This window comes from Snodgrassella alvi (genome assembly GCF_002777745.1).
GTDB classification, from domain to species: Bacteria; Pseudomonadota; Gammaproteobacteria; order Burkholderiales; family Neisseriaceae; genus Snodgrassella; species Snodgrassella alvi_D.
The window spans coordinates 166,355-186,324 of record NZ_MEIO01000025.1 but is presented as its reverse complement, the minus strand read 5'-3'; the positions used below and the strand labels follow the sequence as shown (position 1 = coordinate 186,324).

General features: G+C 43.6%; 13 protein-coding genes. 7 read left to right on the top strand and 6 right to left on the bottom strand.

The genetic code is table 11. The annotated features are described in order from the left end of the window. Positions 1–217: 217 nt before the first annotated feature. The 5 genes from BHC51_RS01955 to BHC51_RS01935 all read left to right on the top strand — a co-directional run bounded on the left by BHC51_RS01955 (position 218) and on the right by BHC51_RS01935 (position 6,074). Positions 218–1,897 carry an MFS transporter gene (locus BHC51_RS01955; protein WP_100098855.1) on the top strand — a complete coding sequence of 560 codons (1,680 nt, stop codon included), beginning with the start codon at positions 218–220 and terminating at the stop codon, positions 1,895–1,897. 14 nt (positions 1,898–1,911) lie between these two features. Further along, positions 1,912–3,156 carry an HlyD family secretion protein gene (locus BHC51_RS01950; protein ID WP_100098854.1) on the top strand — a complete coding sequence of 415 codons (1,245 nt, stop codon included), beginning with the start codon at positions 1,912–1,914 and terminating at the stop codon, positions 3,154–3,156. Next, positions 3,153–4,553, top strand: coding sequence for an efflux transporter outer membrane subunit (locus BHC51_RS01945; protein WP_100153184.1), 1,401 nt, complete (start codon positions 3,153–3,155; stop codon positions 4,551–4,553). Before BHC51_RS01950 ends, BHC51_RS01945 begins: the two co-directional genes overlap by 4 nt. Positions 4,554–4,693: 140 nt before the next feature. Further along, positions 4,694–5,536 carry an RnfABCDGE type electron transport complex subunit B gene (locus BHC51_RS01940; RefSeq protein ID WP_180296404.1) on the top strand — a complete coding sequence of 281 codons (843 nt, stop codon included), beginning with the start codon at positions 4,694–4,696 and terminating at the stop codon, positions 5,534–5,536. A 91-nt stretch (positions 5,537–5,627) separates the two neighbouring features. Continuing rightward, positions 5,628–6,074 carry an META domain-containing protein gene (locus BHC51_RS01935; protein ID WP_100123735.1) on the top strand — a complete coding sequence of 149 codons (447 nt, stop codon included), beginning with the start codon at positions 5,628–5,630 and terminating at the stop codon, positions 6,072–6,074. 125 nt (positions 6,075–6,199) lie between these two features. Here BHC51_RS01935 and fumC read toward each other — a convergent pair whose 3' ends face one another. Next, positions 6,200–7,588, bottom strand: coding sequence for a class II fumarate hydratase (fumC, locus tag BHC51_RS01930; RefSeq protein ID WP_100098850.1), 1,389 nt, complete (start codon positions 7,586–7,588; stop codon positions 6,200–6,202). 387 nt (positions 7,589–7,975) lie between these two features. On the opposite strand from fumC, the gene BHC51_RS01925 reads away from it, so the two are divergent. Then, positions 7,976–9,742: a cation:proton antiporter gene (locus BHC51_RS01925; RefSeq protein ID WP_100153182.1), complete on the top strand. Its 1,767-nt coding sequence runs from the start codon at positions 7,976–7,978 to the stop codon at positions 9,740–9,742. A 336-nt stretch (positions 9,743–10,078) separates the two neighbouring features. Here the strand turns inward: BHC51_RS01925 and sbmA are convergent, their stop codons facing one another. The 5 genes from sbmA to BHC51_RS01900 form a co-directional block, all read right to left on the bottom strand. Then, positions 10,079–11,281, bottom strand: a complete 1,203-nt coding sequence (gene sbmA, locus BHC51_RS01920; protein WP_100153203.1) for a peptide antibiotic transporter SbmA — start codon at positions 11,279–11,281, stop codon at positions 10,079–10,081. Between the two features lie 684 nt (positions 11,282–11,965). Beyond that, positions 11,966–12,679 (bottom strand): 5'-methylthioadenosine/adenosylhomocysteine nucleosidase, encoded by a 714-nt coding sequence (locus tag BHC51_RS01915; RefSeq protein ID WP_100153181.1) that lies wholly within the window; start codon positions 12,677–12,679, stop codon positions 11,966–11,968. A gap of 138 nt (positions 12,680–12,817) precedes the next feature. Next, positions 12,818–14,602: an exodeoxyribonuclease V subunit alpha gene (gene recD / locus BHC51_RS01910; RefSeq protein WP_100153180.1), complete on the bottom strand. Its 1,785-nt coding sequence runs from the start codon at positions 14,600–14,602 to the stop codon at positions 12,818–12,820. A gap of 36 nt (positions 14,603–14,638) precedes the next feature. Further along, positions 14,639–15,334, bottom strand: coding sequence for a lipoprotein-releasing ABC transporter ATP-binding protein LolD (lolD, locus tag BHC51_RS01905; protein ID WP_100153179.1), 696 nt, complete (start codon positions 15,332–15,334; stop codon positions 14,639–14,641). Further along, entirely contained in the window at positions 15,327–16,577 is a 1,251-nt protein-coding gene (locus tag BHC51_RS01900; protein WP_100153178.1) for a lipoprotein-releasing ABC transporter permease subunit, read from the bottom strand. The genes lolD and BHC51_RS01900 overlap by 8 nt, the downstream gene beginning before the upstream one ends. Positions 16,578–17,177: 600 nt before the next feature. On the opposite strand from BHC51_RS01900, the gene BHC51_RS01895 reads away from it, so the two are divergent. Next, positions 17,178–19,955, top strand: a complete 2,778-nt coding sequence (locus BHC51_RS01895; RefSeq protein ID WP_100153177.1) for a flavocytochrome c — start codon at positions 17,178–17,180, stop codon at positions 19,953–19,955. Positions 19,956–19,970: the final 15 nt, after the last annotated feature.

Below are 19,970 nucleotides of genomic sequence, written 5' to 3'. Positions count from 1 at the left end.
ATAAAATCATCCAAATATTTTTAACCCAATTATTGACAACCTGAAATAGACAGATTTATAAAAAAATTATAAAGATTGTTCGTAGAAATCAATATTTTGTTTTAGAATGATTCAAGCAATACCTAAACTATCCATCCATCTGGATTTATTCAGGCTTAATGGATAGCATTTTTAATTGTAGCTGCTAGAACAAATCATATATGGCAGTAAAAACCTCATGTCCCACACCACTTATCAGTTAAAACCGCATGAACGCCCCATGATGGCAGGTTCGCCCTCGTTCCCAGACCATCCGTGGCAACGGCGTGTTTGCTATGCCATCATTGGTGTACTTGTGGGTTTAACTGCCGGCTTCACCAATGGCATGATGCTGGCCAATATTCCGCAGATGCAAGGTTATCTGGGGCTGACACCTGAACAGGGTGGCTGGATACAAGTATCCTATTACATGTTCAGTGCCATTATTAGCGTATTATTATTCAAAATCCGCCAGAATTTCGGCCTGCCGCGTTATGTAAGTTATATTATTCTGGGATTGATACTGACCAATAGTCTACAGTTTTTCTTCCATAGCTATCATATGGAATTATTCGCCCGCGGTATGAGCGGGCTTGTAGGCGGCAGTTTAAACAGCATGGCCATGTATTACATGATGCAGGCCATGCCAACCATTCATCGCGCTAAAGGCATGATACTTGGTCTTGGACTAACCCAGCTTAGTCAACCGCTGGCAAGATTTATCTCCCCCCTGCTGTTACAGCACGAACAGTTTCAGCTTATCTTCAGCTTCCAGTTAGGGATGGCGCTGCTGGTATGCGCAGCAGTGTGGCTATTGCCCATTCCCTCCGGCTATCTGGAAAAATCATTTGAAAAAATTGACCTCATAAGCTTTCCCTTAATGGCAGCCGGTATTGCGTTTATTTCTGCCGGAGCAGTACAGGGAAGAATTGTCTGGTGGGACAAAGACTGGATTGGCTGGCTGTTTGTGGCCGGTGTCGTGTGCTGTATGCTTTCCGTTATCATTGAATACAATCGCAAACGGCCGATGCTTGATATCAAATGGATGATGCATACCAACGGAATGCTTCAAGTTTTGATTTTTGGTTCACTGATTCGGGTTGCCTTATCTGAGCAGAATATGGGTGCAGCCGGTTTAATGACGGTATTAGGTCTGAGTAACGACCAAATGATGCATTTTTATGCTGTTACTTCCTGTGGTGCGGCACTGGGGCTGATTACCAGCGTATTCACGTTCAAACCTATTGATATTAAATTACCTCTGGTCATTTCATTTGCCATTATTGCTATCGCCAGTTTTATGGAAGTCGGGCAAAATCAGTGGTCACGACCGGTCAATTTCTATATACCGGAATTTATGATTGCCTTCGCCTCCCTGTTTTTCTTCGGTCCAGTAATGATGGAGGGGCTGATTCGGGCTATTGCAAAAGACTCGGTATACATTATGAGTTTCTCCGCGGTATTCGGTTTTTCCCAGACGGTTGGCGGACTGATTGGTTCAGCTCTGCTTAATGCATTTATCACTATCCGGACACGCATACATTTAATTAATAGTGCCGATGGCTCCTATCTTACAGACCCGCAGGTTAATCACCTAATCCAGCAAAATGCACTTGCCAGCGAGCGTTTCAGCTTCGACAGCACATGGAATCATGCGTATGGTGCCAGCAAACTGATTCAGCAGGATAGCATGCTGGCACAGGTAGCTGCCTACAATGATTTATTTGTGACAGTCGGTATCGGTTCGTTAATCTGTTTTCTGGTTGTCGGCGCGCATCGCTGGTGGCATCAGGTACATGGCACTAATCCAATTGGGCGAGAGCTGAAAAATTTTGCAGCAGCCCGCCAGCGTGCAATGCAGGAACCGCCAAAACAATAATATTAAGGATAACAATGATTAACGCACAGAAAAACAGACCAAGCAAAAAGCCTGAAACTGATCAAAGCCAAAATGACAAGCAAGCATCATCAGCCAGTAACGCTGATGTTGAGCAAAAATCAGCACAAGCAACTAGCAGTCAGACCACAGAATCTTCCACAACAGCAGGCACAAATAATTCATCCCCTGCCCAAGCAACAGCCAGTCAGTGGCAGCCACCGAAACGCAAATGGTTTGTTAACGCTATATTGGTACTGGTACTGATGCTGGGGGTCTTGATGATTTTACATGCATGGAAATTACCACCATTTCGCAACTCCATGGTTTCTACAGATAATGCCTACGTACGTGGTCAAACCACAATCATCAGCCCACAGGTTACCGGGTACGTTACCAAAGTATATGTGCAAGATTTTGACGATGTTAAAGCCGGCCAACCATTAATTCAGATTGATGATCGAATTTATAAACAGAAAGTTGCTGCTGCCGAAGCCGGGATCGGTTTGCAAGACAGCAGTCTAGCCAATTATGAACAAAACCGCCGCAGTAAAGAAGCCACGCTGGCCGCACGTGAAGCAGCCATTGCCAACGCACAGGCTCAGCTGGAAAAAGCTCAGGCAGACATGACTCGTGTCAACATACTGGTAGCGGATGGTTCATTGTCTTTACGTGAACGCGACCAGACACGTGCTGCATTGAAACAGGCACAAACCAGCGTAGCAGAAGCCAAAGCACAATATCGTGTTGCTCAGGAAGACCTGAAAAGTACACATGTCAACAAAAGCGGGCTGAAAGCCAACGTTGATAATGCACAGGCTCAACTGGGTTTGGCACTGATCGACCTGTCTAATACTGTTGTGCGGGCACCGGAAAATGGCCGACTGAGTGAAATCAGTGTTAAAAACGGCCAGTTGGTGAATGCTGGCACACAATTAATGTTTCTGGTACCAGCACGAAAATGGGTAGTAGCCAACTTCAAGGAAGCACAAACAGCTAATATTCGCGTTGGACAGCCAGCATGGTTTACCGTAGATGCACTTAATGGTGTCAGAATCAGGGGTACTGTGGAAAAAATTTCACCAGCTGCCGGTAGTGAATTTTCAGCCATCAAGCCAGATACCACCACAGGTAACTTTGTTAAAGTACCGCAACGTATTGCCGTACGTATCCGTATTGATGACCATAGTGAATTTTTTGAACGTTTGCGCCCGGGCATGTCGGTGGTCGTGAGTATTGACACAACCAGAGTGAAAGCATGAAAGCATCTTTAATCCAACTATTTGCCCTGACAGCATTATCCATCAGCGTAAGTGGATGTATTCCCCAGATACCCAGCATTCCGGCAACAGCGCAGGTAGCAGTACCGGAACAATGGCATGAACAATATACCCAAACGACACAAGATGCTGCTGCGCAATGGTGGGCACAGCTAAATGATCCGGTTCTAAACCAGCTTATTAAAGAAGCTCTAGTCAATAACGTCGATATTGCTCTGGCAAAAACGCGGATACAAGAAGCGCTGGCTCAGGAACACGCCTCTCGAGCTTCATTATTACCCAGTGTCGACGCCAGTGGTGGCACCACTCGCCAGAAAAGCCTGAATGCCTTTGGCGTGACTGCCATTACCAGAGTAGAACAGCCTGCCTTTCAGGCTGCCTATGAACTGGATATATTTGGTAAAAACCGTAATGCGTTTAAAGCGGGTCGCCTGAACAGGTATGCCTCTGAAATTGCTGCCGCAGCTACCCGTTTAAGCATCATTACCACCACGGTTAAATCCTACATTACCCTACGTGCACTGGATGAAAAACTAAATCTACTACAAAAAACACTAGATACACGACAACGTGAACTCAAAATTGCCCAATCTAAAGCTAATGTCGGCTATACCTCACAACTGGAATTGAATCAGGCACAGGCAGAGTATGCCGCCACACTGCAACAGATTCCAGTGATTCAATCCAGTATCAGCCAACAGGAGCATGCACTGAGTATGCTGGTGGGCAGTAGTAGCCGCACTATCGAACGTGGTTTATCACTGTCTGCATTGCATGCACCAGCCATTCCCGCCATGTTGCCTTCATACATGATGAAAAACCGTCCAGATATCGTACAGTCATCATTGTTGCTGGCCGCTAGTGACGCCAGTCTGGCTTCAGCACAGGCAGAGTTTTTACCATCAGTGAAAATCAGCGCTACATTTGGCCGCATATTTTCTACTGCACCTATTAAAGAACCAGTTAATATTTGGAGTATAGGCGGCAGTATCCTGGCGCCCATCTTCGAAAGAGGCAAAATACAGGCCAATTTTGACCTCAATGTAGCCAAACGTAACGAAGCAGCATGGAATTATCGTAAAACTGTATTAACTGCGCTGAAAGAAGTCGAGGATCAGCTATCCGGCAGCTATCATTTACAGGAACAGGAACAGGCTCTGGTGATGGAACGTGATGCACTAGCCAACGCCCTGCATCATGCAACGAATCGCTACCATGCTGGTTATTCTCCCTATCTGGATGTTCTGGATAGCCAGCGCAACCTGCTTAGTGTAGAAAGTCAGCTTATTCAGAGTAAGGCAGATTATCTAAACTCGCAGGTTGCACTCTATCAGGCTCTAGGCGGAGGCTGGAAAATAGATCAAAAACCACAATATTAATCAATATACATTAAAATATCACCACAGCACTTGTAAACCATTAATATATTTGAAAATAGCCTGAAGACACAGGCAAATTTGCTGATTGACCTGTATGTTAGAATAGTTATTTCTCCAGTATTCAGCTTTGTAGTTTTATTATGTCTATTGCTTCAGAACATATTGACCGGCTTTTACCCCAGACCCAATGCAGGCAATGCGGTTATCAGGGATGTTCTCCATATGCACAAGCGTTAAGCCGAGGTGAAGCTGCCATTAACCTGTGTACTCCGGGCGGCATCACTGTCATCCGGGATCTGGCGCAATTACTGAATGTGCCAGTATTGCCACCTGCTGACCCGCTTAAATCGGAGCAACCCAAAGCAATAGCAGTGATTGATGAATCAGAATGCATCGGCTGCACTGCCTGTATTAAAGCCTGTCCAGTTGATGCCGTTCTGGGTGCTACCAAACAAATGCACACCGTAATCACTAGTGAATGCAGTGGATGTGAATTATGCATTGCACCCTGTCCGGTAGACTGTATCCGTATGCAGCCAGTGCATGATCACTGGCTGCCGCAAGCTCGGCTAGTGGCAGATAACCAGCAGGACGAGCGTTTTGCCGCTGCTGCTCAAGCCAATAAACGATTTCAGCACCGCACTGCACGGCTGCAACGCTTACAGCATTTAAAAAAACAGCAGCAGCATGCATACCAGCAAAAAGCAACAATAACAGCGACACCAGCAACAGCAAAATCAGCCGCCAACATTAATCCCGCTGCGCTGATTGCCAAAGCCATGGCAAAAGCACAAACCCAGCAGCTACAACGACGAGTTCCTGATAATCAGGATTCATTCCAGCAACAACAAATCGCTAAGGCTCAGGAGCAGGCCAGCTATCGTCGTGCTATGCGTGATTTCCAATATGGTAATGAACAACAGAAAGCCGATGCACTGGAATGGTTGCGTTTACATAAGCAACAGCGCGAATCCCAACAATAAGCACTTAACCTGATAGAATTAAATGAAAATGCTAAACTTAGTAGTCATATCAAAATTATTTAAAAAAGCATAAACCAACGAAATTCAACAAATGAAGAAACTAAAGCCGATTCTAGCCTGCATAACCACACTACTTATGGTTAACGCCTGCACTTTTACATACAACAAACCCTATAGCAGACATTTATCTGGTAACTGGCAAATTCGTACCCTGAATGGCGAACCCACGCCCGATATGTCTGCACGCATTCGTTTTGACCCCAAAACCCAACAATACTTTGCTTACTTTGGCTGTAACCAGCTAAGTGGTACTTATCGCGATATACATCATACCCTGCACTTAAGCAGACCATCTGGTATCAATAAACTGTGTGCCAATATCGAAGATGAACGCACCGGCACCGGCACACTGGGTTTTGTTGAATCATGGCGTATTATTAATGACAATTTTGGTGTACGTTTGCAATTACTGGATAAAAGTAACTATGTTCGGGTTGAGGCACGCTTACTACAAGAAACTGAAAATAAAAAGAAATAAAATATAGCAATACCAACAATTCATTACACACCAGCAAAGCAGCTATTGCGTATTACCGAAAGCATCCTAACAAAAAGCCACATTGAATATTCATTACAATGTGGCTTTTTAGCTAGCTTATAACATTAATGCGGTGCAATCATGTCTTCCGGAATAACCCATTTATCAAATTCTTCCGCAGTCAGAAAACCCAGCTCAATTGCAGCCTGTTTCAGACTTGTGTTTTGAGCATAAGCAGTTTTGGCAATCTTAGCTGCTTTTTCATAGCCAATATGACGATTTAGAGCAGTAACCAGCATCAATGAATGATGCAAATTAGCATCAATTTTTTCACGTACCGGTTCAATGCCTTCGGCACAACGCAGATTAAAGCTGTTGCAGGCATCTGCCAGTAAACGCACTGATTGCAGAACATTAAACACCAGCACCGGCATAAACACATTCAATTCAAAATTACCAGAAGCACCTGCTACTGTAATCGTCGTATCATTACCCATTACCTGAGCAGCCACCATTGTCATCGCTTCACACTGGGTTGGATTTACTTTACCCGGCATAATACTCGAGCCAGGCTCATTAGCCGGAATAGTAATTTCTCCAATACCACACCGCGGACCACTGGCTAACCATCGGATGTCATTAGCAATTTTATTCAGACTTACGGCCAGCGTTTTCAGGCTGCCTGAAGCAAATACCACAGCGTCGCGTCCGGCAAGAGCCTCAAATTTATTGGGAGCAGTCACAAACGGTAAACCTGTCAGTTCTGCCAATTTTGCCGCAGCCTTTTCCGCATATTGAGGATGACTGTTCAGGCCAGTACCTACAGCTGTACCACCCAATGGCAATTCATACAACCAATGCAATGCCTGCTGCAAACGATCCAACCCATGATCCAGCTGACTAACATAACCACTGAATTCCTGCCCCAGAGTTAGCGGTGTTGCATCCTGCAAATGAGTGCGACCAATCTTAACAATATCTTTAAAAGCTTCAGCTTTAGCGGTCAAAGTATTACGCAGAGCCTGCACAGTAGGAATCAGATTCTGGCTAATCTGAATAGCAGTAGCCACATGAATGGCAGTCGGAAATGAATCATTAGTAGATTGAGCATGATTAACATGATCATTCGGATGCACCGGTTTATAGCTGCCGCGCGGCTGGCCAGCAATTTCATTGGCCACATTAGCCAAAACTTCATTCATATTCATATTGCTCTGAGTGCCAGAACCAGTTTGCCATACTACCAATGGAAACTGGTCAGCCAGCTCGCCTGCCAGAACACGTTCAGCGGCCTGCACAATCAGATTGGCACATTCATCGCTGATGCGACCAAGCTGCTGATTAGTTAATGCCGCTGCCTTTTTAACCAGAGCCATCGCCTGAATCATAGCTGGTGGCAAAGTTTCACCGCCAATATCAAAATTCTGCAGGCTGCGTTGAGTTTGCGCTCCCCAATAAACATTTTCAGATACAGCGATTTCACCCATGCTGTCATGTTCAATACGTGTATTCATATCGTCTCCATGATTGTGCGCACATTATTATTTAAATAAAAACAATAATTTGCATACCAGTCAGACATTAATTACATTCCTATACCCTCTGGAATATACTTAATCCCCATTACCACTATAAACAGGCTTAATTGTGCAGTGATTCAAGCAACTTAGCCACCAATTTATTGCAATTACAAACATCAATTAATATAAGAATAAAATATTACCATTAGATTTTATTATAATTTACTTATTTATACCAAAATAGATTTACGGAGTGCAGCCAGAGTGCTCATTCATCATTCAGATTATCGCAACCACCACAGCAACCATAAAAATGAACTAACAATACATAAATCAGTTTATGGCAAAATAGGAATCTGATAAACAACAAAAGCATAAATAATGGATATAGCCTTTCAGTTTTCAGCATTATTGGCACTCGGAATGAGTGCACAATGGCTGGCTTGGTATCTGAAACAACCCTCTGTGCTGTTTTTGCTGTTTGCTGGCATCATAATTGGCCCGATACTGGGCTGGTTCCAACCGGATGCGGTAATGGGAAACCTACTTTTTCCCTGTATTTCACTTGGTGTGGCCATTATTCTGTTTGAGGGTGCCCTCACCCTGCAATTTCACGAAATTAGGCAGCACGGCCGCGTTGTTCAGAATCTGGTTACGCTGGGCGCACTGATAACCATTGCAGTATTATCACTGGCAGCATATTGGTTGTTCAAACTGGATTTGCGCGTAGCCATATTGTTTGGTTCCCTTGTTTGCGTTACCGGCCCAACAGTCATTGCACCAATGCTGCGCAGCGTACGTCCGCGTACTCAAATTGCCAATATTCTGCGCTGGGAAGGGATCATTATCGATCCGATTGGCGCCATTGCAGTAGTGCTGGTATACGAATACATCGTTTCCAACGGGCATGAAAACTCACTGTTACTATTTAGCAAAATTGTCCTTGTAGCCATCATCTGCGGTGGTCTGGGTGCCGTGTTTCTGGCCAATGCCATCAAACGCTATTGGCTGCCTGAATACATGCGCAATGTAGTGACCTTTGCATTTGTCCTCACCTTGTTTTCTCTGTCCAATTATCTGGAAAGCCAGTCTGGTCTGTTAACCGTTACCATTCTTGGTCTGGCTCTGGCCAACTGGCCGCAATTTCCCCGGCAAAGTATACTGGCCTTTAACGAATCCCTCACCCTGTTATTTATTCCTACCTTATTTATTATTCTGGCTGCACGTATGAATGTGGCAGCATTGCTTGGTCTTAGCTGGCGCGGTTTTGCCCTGTTATTCATCGCAATGTTTGTCGCCCGCCCTCTGGCCGTATGGTTTTCATCTATCGGTTCCGGTTTGAGCGTACAGGAAAAACTGATGATAAGCTGGATTGGACCACGTGGTATTGTAGCTGCATCCATTGCTTCACTGTTTGCACTACGCTTACAAAATCAACATTTAGCCGGCACCGAACTACTGGCACCAATGGTTTTTCTGATCATTATCGGTACAGTATTGATTCAGGGCTTGGGTGCAAAAACCATTGCCAGCATACTCAGAGTACGAGAACCGAGTAATAACGGTGTACTGATTGTCGGCAGCAATGAAGTTGCCCTCATGCTGGCCACTACTCTCAAACAACTGAATATTGATGTTTTAGTGGCCGATTATCACTATGTACAAATTGCTCGGGCACGCATGCAAGGGTTGCGAACTTATTTTGGCAATCCAGTTTCAGAAAATGCACAAACCCAGCTAGACCTGATTGGCATTGGCCACCTGTTTGCGGTCAGTCGTGACAAAGAATTGAACACATTATGTGAACTACAGTTTCGACATGAGTTTGGTGAACAGAATATTTACCGCATCCGTTTTGCCGAAGAACAGGATTTAACTTCCCGCACACAAAAGCAGCATCAGTACGTTTTCCGCCAACTGTTTGGGAAAGATGTTACTTTCAGCAAACTGGAAAACATGCTCAACAAGCAGGCACGAATTAAAATTACCAATATTACTGCCGCCTACGATTATCAACAGTACTGCCATGATCACCCACAGGCAATACCACTGTTTATTCAGGATAAAAACAATAGTCTGTACATCATCAGTACTGAATTTCAGCCAGCTACGGCAATTGGCAAACGACTGATTGCTCTGGATTACTAATAGATAACAACAACCTCAGTACCCCAAAAATATTGTTGTAATTCACAATTAGCCAACCAAAATCCAGAAAGTAATATTAGATAAACAACATATAAACTAAATTTTATTTGATCAAGATACCTGACCAAACTATTTATTCTATGGATTTCACATATTCAGCTTATTAGCCAAACCTAGACAGCTATAACAGATTTGTCCAAACAAACCGCCTCAAAGCACAACAAATACAGATAATTTCACAACCGTTAATTATTGCAACTGATATTTTTATTTATTCAGGTTAATAAATTTAAGCAAAATACATTTCAACATGTAGATGCGTGCACATTACTGGAGTTAATTTTTCTCATTCAAGATAGATTCAAAGGCCTTTAGACGTTTATGAATTGATAAAAGCTCAATAATGGTTTTCCATGAGCTAATCAGATACTGAAATGACCCGCGCACATTATTAAACACATTCACAATCTGATTAATCAACCCCAGAGTCATCGTACCTGCGGCTATAGACGGTGATAACACAAACAAGCCAAACAGCCCGTCCAGCTGCAGATACCAAGTGCTCACCATATTGAAATAAGCATAGTGAAAATACAACCGATAGTAATTAATCCGTACCCGTTCAAAGAGTTGTCTCAAAGTAGCAGGCTGTGCACGTTCACAATTATCTTCCCCATACACCAATTCTTTACGATATGCCGCCTCCACTTTCTGATTATTATATTGCAGGCCAGGCAGCTTGATACCCACCGCCATCAACAATACCGTACCAAATAATGACCAGCCTAATGCTGCCCAGACCAGCGAGTATTTAACTTCACCAATCAGAGGTAATACCGGTACATGGCTGGATAATTGAAACAGAATGGGTAAAAACGCAATAAGTACCATAACTGCCCGTACCAGACTCACACTCAGTTCTTCCACAATCGTGGCAAAGCGCATGGTATCTTCCTGAACGCGCTGAGAGGCACCTTCAACAGTGCGCAATTTTGGCCAGTGGTCGATATAATATTGATTCATAGCTGTACGCCAACGAAAGACATAATGGCTAACAAAAAAAGCATTCAGCATAATCACGGTGACCGCCACCATTGCAATTAGCAGAAAAGTGAGCATATTCTGATAAATACTATTGATTGACCCACCGCCACTACCCAGCATCTTCTGAATCATATCCCAGAACGGGCCATACCAAGCATTAATGGTTACATTTACCTGCACATTAAACCAGATATTAAACAGGATTAAGGCCGAACCCCATACTGACCATCGCTGCCAGGGATGTCGCGTCACCACAGACCAGAACATAGCAAAAATAGCTGTAGCCAGCACAAACCAAACATAAAACCATAAAAATGCAGGTGACCAGAAGCGCGACAGATCAATAGCTAGCGGCTTGACTGCATAGCCTTCCGGCCAGCCAAACCACTCACCTGCTGCTTTACCCCCCGCATACCAGAGAGCAATATTTATACCAATCCACAGTATGGCAGATAGGAAAAACCAACGGGGCTTCGGGAAAAATGATTGGAACACAATTTCATCCTGATGAAATAATTGCCAGTTGATAAACAAAATATTGCTGGTTTTAAACTATTGTAGCTATTGTTGTCTTCCGCTACCGTGCTTACACAACCAGATAAATTGTAAAGCAGCTATTAAATAGTGACTTTTACACAAAGTCAATTAATATAGTTTAATTTATATAAAGTTTGATTTATTTTTCAGCAGATTATTTTAATCATAAAGATTTAACGCCGTATCTGTACTTAAGTCTTCTGGTGCAGCACAAAATCAGCGAATAGCTTAAAATATCTATTCAGTGTTCTCGCTGAAACGCAGTCAAAAGTAAATTAAGTAGTATTTATCTACTTTTAGATATCTAGGAGCACAATCACCTGTGCTTTTGCTAGTATGCAATAAAACCAAGTAATAGCTGACAAATCAGATACATCCGCACAGCTACATTTACCATATCTTTATGACGTTGAATTTATAATAGCCTGTTTGCCTCTGATAATTTACAGCATAACCTTTTTGAAGTTTATAGATTATAGATCCAATCTATTGTTTATAGATATAAATCCCAATTTTATATTGTAATTATTGACCAGCCACCACAGTAAAACCGGCTAACACTAGAAGAACAAATATAAATTAAGCTAATAACTAGATTTGTATTATTAGCTATTAATCGATAAATACTACTTATCTTGCAGATTAGCTCATTTTCAAATTTGAAGTTATTAAATTAATCACCATTTGTGCTGAATTTCTTCCCGCCTGCTGCAAAAATTGATCAAAGCTAATTGAAGCATTAGCGTCACCATTATCTGAAATAGCGCGGATAATCACAAAAGGAGTATTGAGCTGATGGCAGGTTTGCGCAATTGCAGCAGCTTCCATTTCAACAGCAACCACATCAACAAATTTTTCTTTAATAAAGCGGTTTTGTTCAGCAGTACCAATAAACTGATCGCCACTAACGATTAAGCCAGTATGAATTCCAGCACCGGTAAACACTTGTGCAGCCTGTTTAGCAGCATCGATTAAATGCTGGTTGGCAAAGAATCTCGGCGGCAACTGTGGCACTTGACCGAGCACATAGCCAAAAGCAGTCACATCAACATCATGATGAGCTACCTCATTGCCAACCACCACATCACCAATCTGAATACCACCTTTCAGACCACCGGCACTGCCAGTATTAATAATATAATCAGGCACAAACCTTTCAATGATAATAGAGGTAGTAAGTGCAGCATTAACTTTACCTATGCCACTCAGTGCAAGAATTACCTGTACACCTTTAATTTCACCTCGATGAAAATGTACAGCACCAGCCACACTATCCTGCCGGTTATCCAGCTGTTCAAGTAAATAATCCAGCTCAGGCTGCATTGCGGCAATAATTGCAATCAAAGGTTTAGGCATGACTCAGTCTTTGAAAAATTTTCTAATAAAACAGAATAGCATAAATTTATTCCACCAACTAGAATATTGTATATACATAAAAGCAAGTTTCACAGCATGGTCAGTGAAAATAAACTGATAAAATTAAATATGGAAGAATTAAAACAAAGGTAGCTGTACCTTTTTTTTAGCTAATTGAGCCAGGGCTGCGCCTAACCCGCTGCGCCGCTGCTGAGTATTTTTTACACTTTGTGCGAGCTGTCTGGGTGTGCCACAAAACGTAAACTGCTGTCTGGCGCGGGTGAGTGCAGTATACAAGAGAGAGCGGTTAAACAGCGGGTCATCTGCTGCTGCCTGCGCCTGAGGAGCCAGTAACCAGACACTCTCATATTCCGAGCCCTGACTTTTGTGTACAGTAATCGCAAATGCAGCCTCATGCTGAGGCAGGCGGCTAAGCGAAATAGCACGATAATTCCCGCCATCTGCAAAATAAGCAAGCAGGTGCCCCGAATTCTCCTTATCAGGAAGAATTACACCAATATCACCATTAAACAAACCAACCCCATAATCATTCTGAGTAATCAGAATCGGCAGCCCTGCAAACCAGCTATCAGTATTAAGATGTAACTGCATACGTAAATAACGCCGGTACTGCTGGTTAAATGCTTCAGCATCAGCTCGCCACGCAGTCAGCACCATAATATCCGTCAGGTGGCTGAAAACCATGACAATATTATTTTCAGCTACAGCCTGCCACCACTTCTGCTGCTGTGAATATAAATCACGGCTCAATCGCTGCATGTCAGCTTGCCGCAACTGCAACTGCGCAGGAAAACTGATTATCGCATCTAGAGCCGCACCATCATCACCATTGATACAGGCCGATGCCAATGCACCGATACCCTGCGTAGCATCAAAACGATAACTATGGCTCAAAGTAGCAACATGTCCAGCCATATTGGCTTCATTACTGGATGGAGGTAAAGGCTGTTCTAACAACAGTGTTGTGAGTTGCTGTTTCAGTACAGGCGACAACACTGTAGGCTGAGACAATTCTGCCAGCACATTGCCCGCACCTACTGCCGGTAACTGATTAGCATCTCCAAGCAGTATCAGACGTGCATCAGGTTTTAACGCACGCAACAGTGCTCGAAACAGCGACAAGTCCAGCATGGAGGACTCGTCAACCACCAGAATATCCACCGGCAATGGATGCTCAGCATCATATGGACCGGTTAACAGCGGCGGCTGTAACTGTAGTAAGCGGTGAACCGTCTGACCTGTTAAACGGCCTAATAATTGCATACTGCTGTCCGGCAGAGGCAGTTTACTTAAAGCACGCTGTAAAGCATTAGCCATATGGGCAGCCGCTTTGCCAGTAGGCGCCACCAGCGCAATCTGTGGCGGACGCGACAATTGCCAAGCATGCTTAAGTAATAAGCCCAGAATCTTAGCAACCGTAGTAGTTTTCCCCGTTCCCGGCCCGCCATTTATCACCACAAAATGCTGGATTAAGGCGAGCGCAGCTGCAAAGCGCTGCTGGGCACTGTCGGCCTCAGGAAACCAACTGGCCAGATCGGCCGCAACAGCAGCCTCATTTACCCTTACAGGCGCAATATTGGCCAGTTGCCACAGGTTCTTAGCTATATCCTGCTCCAACTGCCACATTCGTCCCAAAAACAAATGATTGTTCTGCAAAATAAATGGAGTATAGAATCCGGCAGCACCCACGAGAATCCGACAGTTACGGATTGCCGCCAGATGTTCACGGGGTACAGAAATATAACTGTCTCCCCGATTAAAAGCCCATAACAGCGCATCTGCCCATGGCTGCATAACCGCCCATTCAGCGTGTGCAACCACACCAAGTACATGAGCCATTGCTTGTAGTGCCGGATGGGTGGACTGCACAGATACCTCAACCGGATTGACATTATCAGCCATGCTCAATCAACCATTATGACAAATATAATTCTTGTATCAATTAGCAATAAATGGCGCTAATTTACCGTCATTTACCGTTAAAACTTCATCAAAGCGTCCGGCAAGTTCATCATCATGTGTAACCACAACCAAACTGGTATTCAGTTCATGCTGTAAATCCAGCATCATATCCAGTACATTGCTGGCGTTTTTCCGATCCAGATTGCCTGTTGGTTCATCGGCCAGTATACAAGCGGGATGAGTAACCATAGCCCGTGCAATTGCAGCGCGTTGTCGCTCTCCGCCAGACAGCTCACCCGGCCTGTGAGCCATACGCTGTTTCAGCCCTACCTTATCCAGCATCACCTTCGCCTGTTCTTCCGCCTGAGCTTTGGGTATGCGTCCTATCAATAGAGGCATCATAACGTTTTCCAGAGCAGAAAACTCAGGTAATAAATGGTGAAACTGATAAACAAAGCCCAGATACTGATTACGCAATTGGCCTATGGCTTTCTGACTTAACTGGGTTATATCCTCACCCATCAGGCGTATTGTGCCACCACTGGGGGTATCCAACCCTCCAAGCAAGTGCAATAAAGTAGATTTTCCGCTGCCAGATGCACCAACAATACTGATACTCTGTCCGCGCCTAACATTAAATTGCAAATTATCCAGTACCGATACCTGTAAATACCCGTCATCGTAGGTTTTACTGACATGCTCACATTCAATAACATAATCAGGTTTATTCATAGCGCAAAGCCTCTGCTGGTTGCGTTTTGGCAGCACGCCAGCTTGGATACAGTGTAGCTACAAAAGCCAGCAACAAAGAAATCACCGCAATCATACATACATCAGAAATTTTGACATCTGTAGGTAGATAACTTACAAAATAAATCTGAGACGGAATCAAATGTTTGCCGGTCATATGTTCAAAGAAAGCAACAATGCGGCCGACATTCAATCCAAGCAATACTCCGAAAAACACCCCAAAAAAAGTTCCGAGAAATCCAGCCACAGCCCCTTGAATCATGAAAATACGCATTACACCACCCGGAGAAAGTCCGAGTGTGCGCAATATGGCAATATCAGCCTGCTTTTCAGTAACAGCCATCACTAAAGACGACACCAAATTAAAAGCTGCTACAGCAATAATTAATAACAGAATAATAAACATTATGCGTTTTTCCATCTGCACAGCATCAAAATAACTGCGATTCTGGAAAGTCCAGTCACGAACCCAGACTTCATTCTGTAGTTTTGCTGGTACAAATTTTTGAACCATAAAAGGCGCATTCTGCGGATCGGCCAGTTTCAGGCGTAAACCACTGACATTATCCCCTAGCCGATACAACTTTTGCGCATCGATAATATGGGTTAAGGCAAGCGTATTATCCACTTCATAAATTTTGGTTTTAACCACACCCACCAGAGTAAATTGTTTTAAACGCGGTACCATCCCAGCTGGTGTCACATTACCGTCTGGCGTGATTACCGTAATCTTGTCCCCAATATTGGCGCCAAGTCCATCAGCAAGATCTTTACCCAATAAAATACCAAACTCACCCGGCTTCAGACTGGCAAAGCCATTTTTAGGCATTCCCTGACCATAATCGACAACTTTACCCTCTTGCGCCGGATCAATTCCACGAATTTGCACACCACGCACTTCACCCGCATTGGCTAGTAATGCCTGATCAGCAACATAGGGAGCCGAACCCACCACCTGAGGATTATCTTTTACCAGCTTCTGCAAATCCTGCCAGTGCTGATTCGGACCGTTTTCATAAAATCCCATTTCAGCATGAGGAGCCACACTGAGTAACTGATTACGGATTTCCTTTTGAAAGCCATTCATCACAGACAGCACAACAATCAATGTTGTTACCCCAAGCGCAATACCAACAATAGATACCGCAGTAATGAATGACATAAACCCGTTACGTTTCCTGGCACGTAAATAACGTAAACCAATCCATGTTTCCAGAGATGCCATGAGTGCTATATTTCAATAGAAAAAACAGATTGTACCTGAGTGCAGCAAACAACGTCATGTTTGTGTCACATTAAGCAATTGCTAATATTCGTTAAAAAAATAAATATAAACTTACTGCTTCAGCAAAAGAACACCTTTACATCACAAAAAAATAGCCCAACCAACTGAAATTAATATATTTTTAATATTAAATATTAATAGCAACATCAGCAGACCTAAACTCAACGCTATTAGCAACACATGTTTATAGCAACAATATTCTTCATCATATTATTCAGCCAGTAACCGTCCCATATTTTGCCTGAAGACAGAAAATGCCTATTTCAAATGCAATATCACCAATTTTCCAAGCCAAAATTCAATACAGATAATAAATTTGCAGAAAAACACTCATAACAGAACGACAAAAATATATTTATTTTAATAAACTTTCTATTTTACCAGATTTAACCCGTTAAATTTGATACTCATCAATACAATAGATTAAAGCCATCCCAAAATCATATTTATCCCTATTGCCTAATAGATGACACCTTATATTTTACGCTACCATGCGCACATTTCTTTTTTATATTTAGTTCTGATTAACTGATATTGAATATGAATAAACCATCTTCTCCTCTATTTAATCCGCTTACCTTGCCCAATGGTGTTGTATTGAAAAACCGTCTAGTAATGGCACCAATGACTACCTGCTGTGGTTTTTATGATGGTACCGTTACTGATAACCTGATTGATTATTATCGGGAACGCTCTGGCAGTATTGGCACTATTATTGTCGAATGCGGTTATGTAGATGCAATGGGACCGGCTTTTCCCGGTGCAATCGGTATTCACAACGATGACTGCATAGAAGGCCTGAGTCTGCTGGCAACCGCGATAAAAGAACGTGGATCTAAAGCAATTATACAAATCTATCATGGCGGACGCATGGTTGAGCCCCAGCTGATCGGCGGCCAGACACCTATAGGACCCAGTGCCATTGCTATTCCACGTCCTAATGCAACTATACCAGTTGCAATGACGGCTGGCGAAGTTGAAGACATGATTGGCAAATTTGGCGAAGCAACACGGCGTGCAATTGCCGCAGGTTTTGATGGTATTGAAATTCACGGTGCCAACACCTATCTGATTCAGCAATTTTTCTCTCCCCATGCCAATCAGCGTCAAGACAAATGGGGTGGTAGCCGCGACAACCGCACCCGCTTTCCGCTGGCAGTACTGGAAATCAGCAGGCAGATGGTACAAAAACATGCCACTAATGAATTTATTATCGGCTACCGGTTCTCACCTGAAGAACTGGAAGTACCAGGCATTACTTTTGAAGATTCTTTATTTCTATTAGATAAACTCGCTCAGGCTGGCTTGGACTATGTACATTTCTCTATGGCAGCCACATTACGCCCATCCATTATCGATAGCAGTGACGAAACACCATTAATTGACAAATACATGCAACTACGTTCAGCCACGCTGGCTAAAATACCGGTTATCGGCGTGGGTAATGTCGTGAATAAGACTGATGCAGAAACAGCAATGGCACACGGCTATGATTTGGTTGCTGCCGGAAGAGCCTGCGTAGCTTATCCGGACTGGGCAGAACGTATTCAGAATCAGAACGATTTACAACTGTCCATGAACAGTGACCAACGGGCCAACCTGTGCATACCAGAACCATTATGGCGTTTTCCCCTTATTCACAGCATGGTACGTGAAATCAATACGAAAAAATTCCATGCTGGCACTTATCAGCAAACAGTTAATGATGATTTTGACAATAAATTCGTTATCAATGTTGAACTGGGACAAGATTTTATTAAAGACATGGCACTAGTAAATGCCGAACAGTTGGATCACGTTTCTGTACGTAACTTTAATGAAATCAAAGAACGTATTCTGGCATCCAATAGCCCCTACGTAGATACAATCAGTGGTGCCACCTCACAATGCGATGCATTTAAAAAAGCAGTTACCAAAGCCATATCAACCTCTTATAAAGTGGCTACCATCGCCGAGGGTGGTGATGCTGATGATAAATCCTGTGATGTAATTGTAGTGGGTAGCGGCGGTGCCGGTCTGGCCGCAGCAATTGAAGCACATGATAAAGGTGCTTCAGTTATCATAATTGAAAAAATGCCCATTACCGGCGGTAATACCAACAAAGCCTCAGCTGGCATGAATGCAGCAGAAACCCGTTTCCAGCAACAGGCAGGAATTATCGACCATAAAGAATGGTTCTATAATGAAACGCTTAAAGGCGGTAAAAACAAAAACAACCCACAATTATTACACTACTTTGTCGAACATGCTCCGGCAGCGATAGACTGGCTGGATGAAAAAGGAATTCAGTTAAATAATTTAACCACTACCGGTGGCATGAGTGTAGACCGCACCCATCGCCCAGACAATGGTGCAGCCGTTGGTGGTTATCTGATTAGCGGGCTACTGAAAAATATCAATGATCGCGGCATTGAAATAATGCTCGACACTTCTGTTACCGATATTGAAATGAAAGATGGCCGCATCAACGCAATAATGGTGTGCGACGAAGAAGGCAATGAACAACGCATCAGCACCAAAGCAATCATTGTCGCAACCGGCGGCTTTGGTGCCAATGCACAGATGGTTGCACATTACCGACCTGATTTAGCTAATTTTGTTACTACCAATCATAAAGGTGCAACTGGCTCAGGCATTGCACTGTTACAGAAAATCGGTGCAGGTACTGTCGACATGAATGAAATACAGATTCATCCTACAGTAGAACAAAATACAGCCTATCTGATTTCAGAATCCATTCGCGGCGGTGGTGCCATTCTGGTATCTCAGCACGGTAAACGCTTTGTCAATGAACTAGATACGCGTGATAAGGTTTCCAACAGCATTATTGCCCTTTCCGAACATTATGCATATATACTGTTTGATGAACAGATTCGTACCAAAAACAAGGCAGCAGAAACCTATATCAGCAAAGGACTAGCCGTACAGGCCACCACCCTAGCAGAGCTGGCTGATAAACTGAACATCAACCCCGAGAATCTTACCAACACTGTAGAACGTTATAACCATTTTGTAGAACAGCAGCACGATGAAGATTTCGGGCGTACTACCGGTATGCGCCATTCATTAAACCAACCATCCTTTTACGCCATTCAAATTGCACCTGGCATCCACCATACCATGGGCGGTATAACCATCAACACCAATACCGAAGTACTGGATACCAATGCACGGATTATTGAAGGCGCCTATGCCGCCGGCGAAGTGGCTGGTGGTGTACACGGTGCCAACCGTATAGGTGGCAATGCTATTGCCGATATCATTATTTTTGGTATTCAGGCTGGTGCCCAGGCTGCCGCTTATGCTAAAAACCATTAAATACCAATAAATGAC